Here is a 12,661-nt window from a genome sequence, read left to right on the forward strand (position 1 = left end):
GGCTTCTACAACCACCAGCGCCGACACAGCGCGGCGGGCATGATGAGCCCGATCAACTACGAGAACACCGCGGCCCCCGACCGGGAAGCCGCATAGGGAAGCCCTCCACGATTCGGGGGGAACCACAATCGCCGCTCAGAGGGCAGAGCACGGGGTTCCGCATGCGACCGCGTGTCGGGCGTTGTCGGTGTCCCCGGCGTGGTTCTACAAGTGGCGGCACGGCGATCCCTCGCCCCGGCACGCCCGCCGGGAGCAGCTCAAGGTCGAGGTCCGCAGGCTGTTCGCCCAGCACCGCGGCAGATACGGGTCCCCGCGGATCACCGCGGACCTGCGTGATGAGGGCTGGTCGGTGAGCGAGAACACCGTCGCAGCGCTGATGCGCGAGATGGGCCTGCAGGCGCGGCGCAAGCGGCGGCGCAAGCAGACCACCCGGCAGGGCCGGGGCAAGTGGCGGGCACCGGACCTGATCGGCCGGAACTTCGCCACCGATCGTCTCAACCACAAGTGGTACGGGGACGGCACCGAGATCCCCACCGATGAGGGCAAGCTCTACCTGGACTCGGTGTTGGACATGGGTTCGCGGCGCATCGTCGGATTCGGTGTCGGTGAGCACCACGACGCCGACCTGGCCACCGCGGCACTGCAGATGGCGGTCGCGGTCCGCGGCGGCAAGGACACCCTGGACGAGGTGATCATGCACACCGATCAGTTGAACCTGCCGAGTACACCGCGAAGAACTTCCAGGCCGCCTGCGGCCGGGTCGGCATCACCCAGTCGATGGGCAGGGTGGGCTCGGCGCTGGACAACTCGGTCATCGAGAGCTGGCACTCCACCGTGGAGTTCGAGCTCCGCCGCCTCGAGCACTTCACCACCAAGGCCCAGGCTCGCCGGCGGGTGGCCGCGTGGATCGAGGAGTACAACCACGACCGGCGCCACTCCTCCCTGGGGATGCGTTCCCCAATCGCCTACGAGCTCGCGCTGCACACCGGCGAGTTGGGGCAGGCCAAGGAGGAGGCGGCGTGAACGACCCGATCCCGCGCATCCAGCGTGACCACGTCCTCGTCGACGTCAAGGCCAAGCCCCTGGGGTGGCCTACGGCCAGCCTTGACCCCGACTCCGGGCGCGGTCCCCGAGCGACGAGCGGGATGCCGGCCCACGAGATCCGACAAAATCAGGTCTCTACGGTTTCAGGGGATTGCCGATCGCCGCCCTGGAAGGGATGCTGGCGGAGCTGAAGCTGCGAGTCCTCGCCGCTGCCGGCGACGTCGCTATGGAGGCCGGTGCCCGCGATGTCGGCGCCTGGCTGGCCCACCAGACCCGGGCGGACTCCTCGACAGCGCGGGCCGAGGCCCGGCTGGCCCAGGCGTTGGACCGCCGCTGGACCGCCGTGGCGGCGGGGATGGCCGACGGGACCGTGTCGGCCGAGCAGGCGCGGGTGATCGTCGCCGGCCTCGACAACCTCCCCGACCGGGTCGGGACCGAGGTGATCGCAAAGGCCGAGGAACAGCTCGTCGACTACGCGCGCGACTACCGGCCCAGTGAGCTGCGCCGCCTGGCCCGGCACATCCTCGACGTCGTCGCCCCCGAGATCGCCGAGGCCGAAGCCGCGAAACGGTTGGAGGCCGAGGAACAGCGAGCCCGGGAGAAGACCCGGCTCTCGCTACGCCCGGTCGGAGACGGGACAACCCGACTGTCCGGGATCATCCCCGACGAGGCCGCCGCCCGGCTCCGCACCTACCTCGAAGCCTTCACCTCACCGCGCAAGGCCAACGACGCACCCACCGGGGAAGAAGACCGCATCCCCTACCCCCGCAAACTCGGCCGGGCGTTCTGCGCCCTGATCGAACACCTCAACCCCCGCAAGCTCCCCGCCCACGGCGGCGATGCCTCCACCGTGATGGTCACCATCACCGAGGAGTCCCTGATCAAGCGGCTGGCCACCGGCGGCCTGATCGACGCCGACCTCTCCGCCGGCGACAACCTGTCCGCCGAAGCCATCGGCCGGCTGGCCTGCACCGCCGGCATCATCCCGGTCGTCCTCGGCGGGAAGGGCGAGATCCTCGACCTCGGCCGCACACGACGCCTCTTCTCACCGGCCCAACGCAAAGCCATGGCCCTGCGCGACAAGACCTGCCGCGGCGAAGGCTGCACCGTCCCCGCACCCTGGTGCGAAGCACATCATCTGAAACCCTGGTCCCAAGGCGGGAAGACCGACATCGCCGACGGCATCCTCGGCTGCCCCCACCACCACCACCTGCTCCACGACCCCAACTACACCCACGAGATCCTCCCCAACGGCGACATCCGATTCCACCGCCGCAGATAAGACCGCCAGACGCGCCTGAACCTTTCACCCGGTCTGCGGAGTAGAAGTGTCAGAACAGGACGGTTGGAGGGTTTGGTGGACGGCACCGCGCGGGCTCAGGAAGTCGACGAGTACTTCAGCGCCGTAGCACTCTCACTGCGTCGCACGGCCTACCTCATCGTGTGGGAGTGGCACACGGCCGAGGACATGGTGCAAACGACCTTTGTGAAGCTGTACCTGGCATGGCCCCGGATCAGCAAGGACGGCTTGGACGCCTACACCCGTCGGACCCTGATCAACGTCTGCCTCTCCTACCTGCGCAAGCACCGGCGTGAAATGGTCAGCGACGAGCTACCTGATGGAAGTGTCGGCCTGACCTCTTCCGACCTGGACCTCACCCGCGCGCTGAAGTCGCTGCCACCCCAGCAACGCGCCGTCATCGTCCTGCGGTACCTGGACGACCTCTCGGTCGCTGACGTCGCGGTCGCGCTCGGGGTGGCTCAGGGAACGGTGAAGAGTCAGACCGCCCGCGCGCTCCAAAGTCTCCGTGCGCTGATGCCCCAACTGCAGCTCGACGACGAGGTGACCCGATGACAGGCGAGGATCTCCGCATTCTGATCCGTAGCGAGGTGCTCGCGGACGAACCACCTCTCGGGCTGACCAGCGCCGATCTCATCGATGCAGCACATCGGGCGCATCGCCGACGTCGCCTCATCATCGCCGTACCCGCAGCAGCCACCCTCGCCGTAGCGGCCACCATCTTCGGCGCCGGAATACTGCCGAGCGACACCGACTCGAAGGGCTCGGACGTGCCTGCGGCCGCCCAAGAGACTCTCGACGAGTTCGACCCGGCAACGTTCCCAGCGGCGTTCGACTCGGAAGTGCGCCGGCTCCTGGGCGATGCACTCCCAGCCGGTGTCGAGGGCCGGATTGAGCCGACCCTGGACGGCTACACCCGGCTTCGGCCGAAGGACTACGCCTACACCGACTCCTGGACTGCGTGGTACGACCTCTCACTGGCCAACCAACTCATGATCATCCTCCGGCACGACCAGTCGTCGAACGAGGGCAGCGCCGAACGCTACTGCGAGGAGAACCTGGCTTCACAGGAGATGGAACGCTGCACTGCGGACACACTCGCCGATGGCAGCGTCGCGATCACGTCCGTGTCGGAGCTCCGGCGCTCGCGCGTGGGCTTCACCCGTCCCAACGGTGACGCCGAGTCGCGCTGGTACATGCGCCAGGTCGTCAATCGACGCGACTACGGATTCGGAGTCATCGCTCGGGAGTACGTCAAGGCCACGACATTGAACGAAGCGGATGCGAGGTGGTCGATCAGCGCAGAGCAGCTCACCGCGATCGCGAACTCACATCGCCTGGTGTACGCGATGCCGACCGAACCCAAGAAGACCTGCGACACGACGCTCCTGGTCCCGCGCCGGGAGAGCGGCTACGGGCGGATCGTCTGTGAGCGATCGCTCAACAACTAGTGGCACGACTCGACCCTGTGGCGGGGCGTTAGCGACTAGGCATTTTCCCTCGCCGACGGTGTTCGGCGTCGCGCGCCTTGGCCGTGGCGGTCGTACCAGCGCTTGCCGTGCCAGTTCGGCAGGCGCCAGCTCAGGTTTCGCGTCACCACGTCCATCTCGTTGATCCAGAATCGGTCGGGGATCGGGTCGACTGGCTCGATGCGCCCGGGTTCCACGTCTGCGACGACGATGCCGGCGCCCTGGTCCCGGTGCCGGTAGGCGAGCGTGTCGCCGCGAGCGTCGCAGATGATTGACCCGCCCTGAAGCTCGGTGATGTACGGCAGACCGACCATCGGCATCTTGAACCGCAGCGGCCCGGTGTGGTTCGCGTCGACCACCGGGCAGCCCATCTGGCGAGCGAACGGGGGAACCCATTCACACAGCCGCTCGGCCCCTCGGTGCAGATAGGCGGGCGATCCCTTGGGTGCGCCCCACTTGTTGGATCCACCCACGACCAGGTCGACCTTGCCGCGCAGGCGCCGGACTGTCTGAGTCCGGTTGTACTCGAGGCAGAGGGCCACGCCCACGGGTAGGCCGTCGACGTCGAGGATCCCGTCGTCGGTGCCGCCGACGTAGAAACAGTTCTCCCACGCGCTGGGGATGTCCTTGTCGTGCCGGCCGACGATGCCGTCGGATGTGGCGAGGAAGAACGCGTTGCGGACGTGGCCGTCATCGTCAAGGCACAGGAACGAACCACCGATCGTCACGTCGTGACGTTTCGCCACGCCCAGAAGAAGCTGGGTCGCCGCTCCGTCGGGCGGAAGTGCGCAGTCGACCAGCTCGGGCTTGAACGCCACGCCGGTCGTGAAGAACTCCGGGAGCAGGATCCACTCCGCGCCCTCTTGGGCCGCCTCGCTTGCTTGGCGCTCGCAGCCAGCGAGGTTGGCATCGACATCGGCCAGGATCGTGGCGGTCTGAACCGCAGCAACGCGCATGGCCGCCCCCGTCGGTAGAGGTGCCTGCGAGCGTACGCCCATCGGACCAGCTGCGCGGGCGTGCCGGCCTCAGAGGTACTGGCGGCTCAGCTTGGCGTGCCGGTTGACGTCCTTGTAGAGCAGGTACCGGAACCGCCCGGGGCCGCCGGCGTAGCAGGCCTGCGGGCAGAACGCCCGCAGCCACATGAAGTCGCCTTCCTGCACCTCGACCCAGTCCTTGTTGAGGAGGTAGACCGCCTTGCCCTCGAGGACGTACAGCCCGTGCTCCATGACGTGCGTCTCCGGGAACGGGATCACCCCGCCCGGCTCGAAGCTGACGATGTTGACGTGCATGTCGTGCCGGACGTCCGCGGGGTCGGTGAAGCGCTGCGTCGTCCACCGCCCGTCGGTGCCCGGCATCTCGCCGCCCTCGACCTCGGTCTCGTTCGTCACGAACGGCTCGGGGACCTCGATGCCGTCGACCGGCTCGTAGGCCTTCCGGATCCAGTGGAAGACGATCCGTTCGTCGCTCTCGTTGCGCAGCTGCCAGTCACAGCCCGGCGGCAGGAAGGCGTAGCCGCCGGGGGTGAGCGAGTGGTCCTCGCCGGCGATCGTGAGCCGCGCCGTGCCCTCGACCACGAACAGCACGCCCTCGGCGCCCGGGTCGAGCTCGGGACGGTCGCTCCCGCCGCCGGGCGACACCTCGACGATGTACTGGGAGAACGTCTCCGCGAACCCCGACAGCGGCCGGGCGATCACCCACAACCGGGTGGCGTCCCAGTACGGCAGCGCGCTGGTGACGATGTCGCGCATCGTGCCACGCGGGAGGACGGCGTACGCCTCCGTGAACACCGCGCGGTCGGTGGTCAGCTCGGTCTGACCGGGCAGGCCGCCCTTCGGCGCGTAGTAGCGGGGGTTCATGCGTCTCCTCTTCTCAACAACCGGCCGCGGGGGTCCGCGTCGAGGTCGATCCGTGCGCCCCGCAGCCAGGTGCTGCGGACGACGCCCGCCAGCTCGCGTCCGGCATACGGCGTGACCGCGTTCTTGTGGTGCAGGTTCCGAGCGTCCACCACGAACGTCTCCTCCGGAGCGAGTACGGCGAAGTCCGCGTCGCAGCCGAGCGCGATCCGGCCCTTGCCGCGCATCCCCGTCTGGGCAGCCGGCCCCTCGCACATCCAGCGCGCGACGTCGACGAGGTCGTGCCCCCGTCGACGTGCCTCGGTCCAGACCGCCGGCAGGGAGACCTGCAGCGAGGAGATGCCTCCCCAGGCGGTGCCGAAGTCGCCCTCCTCGAGCCGCTTGAGCTCGATCGTGGACGGTGAGTGGTCGGACACCACCAGGTCCAGGACTCCGTCCCGGAGGCCGTCCCAGAGCCGGTCGCGGTTGTCCCGCTCCCGGATGGGCGGGCAGCACTTGTACAGAGTCGCGCCGTCGGCGATCTCCTCGGCGGCGAAGGACAGGTAGTGGGGGCAGGTCTCGGCGGTGACGCGGACTCCCCCGCGGCGGGCCTCCGCGAGCACCGGCAGCGCCTCCGCACTGGAGACGTGCAACACGTGCACCCGGCAGCCGGTCGCACGGGACAGGTCGATCAGCTGCTGGACCGCGCGGTTCTCGGCGTCCCGCGGTCGTGACGCGAGGAAGTCGGCGTACTGACCACCGTGCGGCTCGGGCGCGTGGGCGATGGCGTGGGCGTCCTCGGCGTGCACGATCAGCAGTCCGTCGAACCTCGCGATCTCCCGCATCGCCGCCCCGAGCCCGGCGGCGTCCAGCGGCGCGAACTCGTCGACCCCGGAGTGCAGCAGGAAGCACTTGAACCCGAAGACACCCGCGTCGTGCAGCGGCGCCAGTTCGGCGACGTTGCCGGGCACGGCGCCGCCCCAGAAGCCGACGTCGACGTACGACTGGCCGCTTGCGGTCTTGCGCTTCACCTCGAGCGCAGCGAGGTCCACCGTCGGCGGGATGCTGTTGAGCGGCATGTCGACGATCGTCGTGACACCGCCGGCGGCGGCCGCGCGGGTGGCGCTCGCGAAGCCCTCCCACTCGGTCCGGCCGGGGTCGTTGACGTGGACGTGGGAGTCGACGACGCCCGGCATCAGCACCTCGTCGGCGCCCAGCTCGACCACCTGGTCGGCGCGGAGGTCGGCCGCGAAGGACTCGACCGCGACGACGGTGCCGTCCAGGACGCCCACCGCGACCGAACGTTGGCCACCAGCGATGATCGCCCGCTCCGCGCGGACCACCAGGTCCAGCTGGCTCACCCGACACTCCTCTCGTCCGACCGCCCCGCGGCGCGCACCGGTGTCCGCTGCCGCCCGAGGCCCTCGACCTCGAGCTCCACGACATCACCGTCCCGTAGAAACGGCTTGGGGTCGGGGCGCCCCGCCGCTACACCGGCCGGCGTGCCGGTGAGGACCAGGTCCCCGGGCTCCAGCGTCATCAACCCGCTGAGGTAGCACAAGAGCTCGGCCACGGAGAACGCCATGTCCTTGGTGTCGCCGGCCTGCCGCAGCTCCCCGTTGACGCGCAGCTCGAGGGCGAGCGCCTGGGGGTCGGCGACCTCGTCGGGGGTCACCAGCCACGGTCCGGCAGGGGTGAACGTGTCGCAGCACTTGCCCTTGGCCCAGGTCGGACCGTCCGCGGCCAGGTGCCGCTCCGTCACGTCGTTGACCGCGACGTAGCCGCCCACCGAGGCGAGCGCACGCGCGGGGTCGTCGCACCGGCGCAGTGCCCGGCCGATCACCACGCCGAGCTCGACCTCGTGGTCGGTGGCGGTGCTGCCCGGCGGCAGGTCGATGCCGTCCTCGGGGCCGCACACGGTGCTGCCGGGCTTGAGGAAGACCACCGGCCGTTCCGGCATCGCGGCCCCGCTCTCGGCTGCGTAGCAGCGGTAGTTGAGCCCGATGCCCACCACCTTGCCCGGCCGCGCGAACGGCGCCCCGCGGCGCGTCGCCCGCGCGACCTCCGGGAGCGTCCCCGCGTCGAGGGCCTCGGCGACCGCGGCCAGGGCCGCGCGGTCTGCGAGGAACGCGCCGTCGACCTCCGCCACAACCGAGGACAGGTCGCGCAGGATGCCGTCGGCGTCGAGGGCCGCCGGCCGCTCGGCCCCGGGCGGCCCGACGCGCAGCAGCCTCATGCCGGCGCTCCACCGAGAGGTACGGCGAGCGCCGCCAGCCGGTCCACCGCGATCCGCTCACCGACCCGCTGGAGGAGCGGCACGGGCTCGGCCATGCAGCGTCGTACGTCGGGCTCCAGGTCGGTCAGGGAGTACGCCGCGGCGACCCCCGCCTCGCGGAGCCGGTCCTGGTCGAGGCTGGCACGGCCGCAGACTGCCACCACCGGGATCCCCGCGGCACCCGCGGCGGCCGCGACCCCGGCGACCACCTTGCCGTGCAGGGTCTGCTCGTCGAGCGAGCCCTCCCCCGTGATCACGAGGTCGACGCCGGTGAGCCGGTCGGCGAACCCCATCAGCTCCAGCACCAGCGCGATCCCGGAGCGCAGCTCGGCGCCCAGCAGGGCCACGGCGGCGAAGCCGACGCCACCGGCGGCACCCGCCCCGGGGGCGTCCCGTTCGTCCACGCCCGTGCTGCCGGCGACCACGTCGGCCCAGTGCGACAGGGCCCCGTCGAGCTCGCGCACGTGCGCCGGGTCGGCGCCCTTCTGCGGACCGTAGACCGCGGCCGCTCCCCGAGGGCCGGTGAGCGGGTTGTCGACGTCGCAGGCAACGGTCACCGCTACCCCCGCCATCCGCTCGCGGAGCGGGGACAGGTCGAGAGTCCGCACCGCACTCAACGCGCCGCCGCCCTCACCGACCTCGCGGCCGTCTGCGTCGAGCGCCCGCGCGCCCAGACCGCGGACCAGCCCGAGGCCCCCGTCGGTCGAGGCGCTGCCGCCGATGCCGAGCACCACGCGCCGACAGCCCGCCGCCACAGCGGCGGCGATCACCTCGCCGGTCCCGCGACTGGTCGCGGTCATCGGCGCTGGCACACCGTCGGGCAGCCGGGACAAGCCCGACACCGCCGCCAGCTCGACGACCGCCAGGTCGCCCTTGCGGGCGTACGACGTCCGCCCCGGCTCGCCGGTCGGACCGGTGGCCTCGACCTCGACCAGGACGAACCCGGCGGCCTCGGCCGCGGCCAGCGTCCCGTCACCGCCGTCGGCCACAGGGAGCGCGTCGACGACGGCATCGGGCCGCGCACGTCGTACGCCTGCTCGCACCGCCGCGGCGACCTCGGCCGCGGTGAGCGAGCCCTTGAACTTGTCGGAGGCGATCAGGACCCGGGGCATCAGCGAGCCCTCTCAGTCCAGCAGGGCGATCGCGGTCGGGGCGTCCTCGCCGCGCTCGGCCAGCTCCTCGAACTCCACGACGCCGTCGATCTCGGTACCCATCGACACGTTCGTGACCCGCTCCAGGATGATCTCGACGACGACCGGCACCTGGAACTGGGCCATCAGCTTCTTGGCCTCCTCCAGCGCCGGCAGGATCTCGTCGGGCTCGGAGACCCGGAGCGCCTTGCAGCCGAGTCCCTCGGCGACCTTGACGTGGTCGACGCCGTACCCGCCGATCTCGGGTGAGTTCACGTTCTCGAAGGACAGCTGCACGCAGAAGTCCATGTCGAACCCGCGCTGTGCCTGGCGGATCAGGCCGAGGTAGGCGTTGTTCACCAGCACGTGGACGTACGGGATGTTGAACTGCGCCCCGACCGCGAGCTCCTCGACGAGGAACTGGAAGTCGTAGTCACCGCTGAGCGCCACGACCGTCGCCTCGGGATCGGCGGTGGCCACCCCGAGCGCGGCGGGCAGCGTCCAGCCGAGCGGGCCGGCCTGGCCGGCGTTGATCCAGTGCCGCGGCCGGTAGACGTGCAGCAGCTGCGCCGCCTGGATCTGCGAGAGCCCGATCGTGGTGACGTAGCGGGTGTCGGGCCCGAACGCCTTGTTCATCTCCTGGTAGACGCGCTGCGGCTTGACCGGGACCTCGTCGAACTGCGTCTTGCGCTGCATCGTCCGCTTCCGCGCGCGGCACTCCTCGGCCCAGGCGGAGCGGTCCGCGAGCCGGCCGGCGGCCTTCCACTCCCGGGCGACCTCGACGAACGCCTCCAGCGCGGCCTTGGCATCGGACACGATGCCGTAGTCGGGCGCGAACACCCGGCCGATCTGGGTCGGCTCGATGTCGACGTGCACGAAGGTCCGGCCGCGGGTGTAGGTCTCGATGCTGCCCGTGTGCCGGTTGGCCCAGCGGTTGCCGATGCCGAGCACGAAGTCGGAGGCCAGCATGGTCGCGTTGCCGTAGCGGTGCGACGTCTGCAGGCCGACCATGCCGGCCGTCAGCGGGTGGTCGTCGGGGATCGCGCCCCAGCCCATCAGCGTCGGCACCACGGGGACCCCGGTGAGCTCGGCCAGCTCCACCAGCAGGTCCGCCGCGTCGGCGTTGATGACACCGCCGCCGGCGACGATCAGCGGGCTCTCGGACGCGTTGAGCATCGACAGTGCCTTCTCGGCCTGCTGGCGGGTCGCGGCCGGCCTGGTCACCGGGAGCGGCTCGTAGGTGTCGATGTCGAACTCGATCTCGGCGAGCTGCACGTCGATCGGCAGGTCGATGAGGACCGGGCCGGGGCGGCTCTCCCGCATCAGCTGGAAGGCCTTCTGGAAGGTGCCGGGCACCTGGGCAGCCTCGAGGACGGTGACGGCCATCTTGGTGAGGGGCCGGGCGATGTCGGCGATGTTGATCGCCTGGAAGTCCTCCTTGTGCAGCTTGGCCACGGGTGCCTGGCCGGTGATGCACAGGATCGGGATCGAGTCGGCGGCCGCGGCGTAGAGGCCGGTGACCATGTCGGTCCCGGCGGGGCCGGACGTGCCGATGCAGATGCCGATGTTGCCGGCCTTGGCGCGGGTGTAGCCCTCGGCCATGTGGGAGGCGCCCTCGACGTGACGGGCCAGCACGTGCTTGATGCCGCCGTGGGCCTTCATCGCGCTGTAGAACGGGTTGATCGCGGCGCCGGGCAGACCGAAGGTCTGGGTGGCCCCCTCCTTCTCCAGGATGAGGACCGCGGCGTCGACTGCACGCATCCGGGCCATGTCAGTTCTCCGATCCGTTGGTCGAGCTTGTGGGGACCCCGCTGAGGCGCTCGACGCCGCGCAGCAGCGCCGAGTGGTCGAGGCCGCCGTCGCCGGAGGCCTTCGCCGAAGCCATCAGCTGGGCGACGAGCGCACCGAGAGGTACGACGACGCCCGCCTCGCGCGCGGCCGAGGTGACGATGCCCAGGTCCTTGTGGTGCAGCTCGATCCGGAAGCCGGGATCGAACGACCGGGAGAGCATGTTCTCCTTCTTCTGGTCCAGCACCTTGGAGCCCGCCAGCCCGCCGCCGAGCACCTCGAGCGCGGCCTTGGTGTCGACGCCGTACGCCTCGAGGAACACGACCGCCTCGGCGAGCGCCTGGATGTTCGCGGCGACGATCAGCTGGTTGGCGGCCTTGACGGTCTGTCCGGAGCCGCTCGCGCCGACGTGGACGATGGTCTTGCCGACCACGTCGAAGACCGGCTTGGCAGCCTCGAAGTCGGCGGCGTCGCCGCCGACCATGATCGACAGCGCGGAGTTCACCGCGCCCGCCTCACCGCCGGAGACCGGGGCGTCGAGCAGCCGGAAGCCCTGCTCCCCCGCCGTCGCCGCGAGCTGCGCCGTCACGTCGGGCCGGATGCTGGAGAAGTCGATGACCAGGGTGCCCGGGGCGGCGGTCGCGAAGACGCCGTCCTCGCCGGTCAGCACCTCCTGGACGTGCGGCGAGTCCGGCACCATCACGCAGACGACCTCGGCGCCGTCGACGGCGTCGGCGATCGAGGATGCCGCGCGGCCGCCGGCCGCCACGAGCGGCGCGGTCCGCTCCGGCGAGCGGTTGTAGCCGGCGACCTGGTGTCCGGCCTTGGCGAGGTGGACGGCCATCGGGCTGCCCATGATCCCGAGGCCGATGAACGCGATGTTGGTCATGTGCTTCTCCTGTCCGTGTCCGGATCGAGTGCGGGTGCCGGCGTCAGCCGGTGGTGGTGGCGGTGCGCCGCTCGCGCGGCAGCCAGCCGAAGCTGTCGAGGGTGGTGCCGGAGGGCTTGTACTCGAGGCCGACCCAGCCGCGGTAGCCGCCGGCCTCGAGGTCCGCGAGCTGCCGCTCGAGCGGGAGCTCGCCGGTGCCGGGCTCGTTGCGGCCCGGTGCGTCGGCGATCTGCACGTGCGCAACCCGTGCGGCGTGGTCGGTGATGACCTTGTCGACGTCGTCGCCGTTGACCGCGAGGTGGTAGAGGTCGGCGAGCAGGCCGAGGTTCTCCGCCCCGGACTCCTCGCGGACCCGGTCGATCACCGCGAGAGCGTCGCCGGCGGTCAGCAGCGGGTAGCGGTCGGCGCCGCTGACCGGCTCGAGCAGCACGGTGCCGTCGATCCGGGCGACGGCACGCGCGGCGTACGCCAGGTTCTCCGCGGCCAGCTCGTCCTGCTCAGCCGCAGCGGCGTCGTCGACGCGGTTGCCGTACAGGGCGTTGAAGGCGCGGCAGCCGAGCTGCTCGCCGATCCCCACGACGACGTCGACGTTGTCGCGGAGCTCCTGGGCCCGCGCCGGCCACGACACCAGGCCGCGGTCGCCGCCCGGCATGTCGCCGGCGAAGAAGTTGAGGCCGACGAGCTGGACGCCGGCGTCACGCACGGCCCGGACGAAGGCGTCGACGTCGTTGTCGGCGGGGACCGCCTCGGCGAAGGGCCACCAGAACTCGACGCCGTCGAAGCCGGCGGCCTTGACCGCGGCCGGGCGCTCCAGCAGGGGCAGCTCGGTGAACAGCAGGGAGCAGTTCACCTCGAACGGGAGGGAGTGCAGCATCAGACGAGCCCTTCTGGGATCGGGGACGGGAACCGTCCGGTGAGTCGGTCGGCGGGAAGT

The 12,661-nt window shown here is 70.8% G+C and carries 12 protein-coding genes and 1 pseudogene; 5 read left to right on the forward strand and 8 right to left on the reverse strand.

What is annotated here, in order from left to right; all coding sequences use genetic code 11:
* Positions 1 to 127 precede the first annotated feature (127 nt).
* The 5 genes and pseudogenes from D0Z08_RS33740 to D0Z08_RS15485 all read left to right on the forward strand — a co-directional run.
* Positions 128 to 697: pseudogene (locus tag D0Z08_RS33740) on the forward strand (IS3 family transposase); the annotation flags it as partial.
* 68 nt (positions 698 to 765) lie between these two features.
* Positions 766 to 1,023 (forward strand): integrase core domain-containing protein, encoded by a 258-nt coding sequence (locus D0Z08_RS32670; RefSeq protein ID WP_281271743.1) that lies wholly within the window; start codon positions 766 to 768, stop codon positions 1,021 to 1,023.
* A 172-nt stretch (positions 1,024 to 1,195) separates the two neighbouring features.
* Positions 1,196 to 2,326, forward strand: coding sequence for an HNH endonuclease signature motif containing protein (locus D0Z08_RS15475; RefSeq protein ID WP_147381438.1), 1,131 nt, complete (start codon positions 1,196 to 1,198; stop codon positions 2,324 to 2,326).
* A 75-nt stretch (positions 2,327 to 2,401) separates the two neighbouring features.
* The gene (locus tag D0Z08_RS15480; protein WP_118926159.1) at positions 2,402 to 2,899 is read left to right on the forward strand and encodes a SigE family RNA polymerase sigma factor; all 498 of its coding nucleotides are present in this window, start codon (positions 2,402 to 2,404) and stop codon (positions 2,897 to 2,899) included.
* Positions 2,896 to 3,795, forward strand: coding sequence for a hypothetical protein (locus tag D0Z08_RS15485; RefSeq protein WP_118926160.1), 900 nt, complete (start codon positions 2,896 to 2,898; stop codon positions 3,793 to 3,795). The genes D0Z08_RS15480 and D0Z08_RS15485 overlap by 4 nt, the downstream gene beginning before the upstream one ends.
* 35 nt (positions 3,796 to 3,830) lie before the next feature.
* Here D0Z08_RS15485 and D0Z08_RS15490 read toward each other — a convergent pair whose 3' ends face one another.
* The 8 genes from D0Z08_RS15490 to D0Z08_RS15525 all read right to left on the reverse strand — a co-directional run bounded on the left by D0Z08_RS15490 (position 3,831) and on the right by D0Z08_RS15525 (position 12,601).
* Positions 3,831 to 4,769 (reverse strand): carbon-nitrogen hydrolase family protein, encoded by a 939-nt coding sequence (locus tag D0Z08_RS15490; RefSeq protein ID WP_118926161.1) that lies wholly within the window; start codon positions 4,767 to 4,769, stop codon positions 3,831 to 3,833.
* Between the two features lie 69 nt (positions 4,770 to 4,838).
* Positions 4,839 to 5,669: a bifunctional allantoicase/(S)-ureidoglycine aminohydrolase gene (locus D0Z08_RS15495; protein WP_118926162.1), complete on the reverse strand. Its 831-nt coding sequence runs from the start codon at positions 5,667 to 5,669 to the stop codon at positions 4,839 to 4,841.
* Complete coding sequence (gene allB / locus D0Z08_RS15500; RefSeq protein WP_118926163.1) at positions 5,666 to 7,006, reverse strand: allantoinase AllB; 1,341 nt, start codon at positions 7,004 to 7,006, stop codon at positions 5,666 to 5,668. Before allB ends, D0Z08_RS15495 begins: the two co-directional genes overlap by 4 nt.
* Positions 7,003 to 7,881: a fumarylacetoacetate hydrolase family protein gene (locus tag D0Z08_RS15505; protein WP_118926164.1), complete on the reverse strand. Its 879-nt coding sequence runs from the start codon at positions 7,879 to 7,881 to the stop codon at positions 7,003 to 7,005. The genes allB and D0Z08_RS15505 overlap by 4 nt, the downstream gene beginning before the upstream one ends.
* Entirely contained in the window at positions 7,878 to 9,032 is a 1,155-nt protein-coding gene (locus tag D0Z08_RS15510; RefSeq protein WP_118926165.1) for a glycerate kinase, read from the reverse strand. The genes D0Z08_RS15505 and D0Z08_RS15510 overlap by 4 nt, the downstream gene beginning before the upstream one ends.
* A gap of 12 nt (positions 9,033 to 9,044) precedes the next feature.
* Entirely contained in the window at positions 9,045 to 10,820 is a 1,776-nt protein-coding gene (gene gcl, locus D0Z08_RS15515; RefSeq protein WP_118926166.1) for a glyoxylate carboligase, read from the reverse strand.
* A gap of 1 nt (position 10,821) precedes the next feature.
* Positions 10,822 to 11,727 carry a 2-hydroxy-3-oxopropionate reductase gene (locus tag D0Z08_RS15520; RefSeq protein WP_118926167.1) on the reverse strand — a complete coding sequence of 302 codons (906 nt, stop codon included), beginning with the start codon at positions 11,725 to 11,727 and terminating at the stop codon, positions 10,822 to 10,824.
* Between the two features lie 43 nt (positions 11,728 to 11,770).
* Entirely contained in the window at positions 11,771 to 12,601 is an 831-nt protein-coding gene (locus D0Z08_RS15525) for a hydroxypyruvate isomerase family protein (protein WP_118926168.1), read from the reverse strand.
* Positions 12,602 to 12,661: the final 60 nt, after the last annotated feature.

Source organism: Nocardioides immobilis, assembly GCF_003515065.1.
Taxonomy (GTDB): domain Bacteria; phylum Actinomycetota; class Actinomycetes; order Propionibacteriales; family Nocardioidaceae; genus Nocardioides; species Nocardioides immobilis.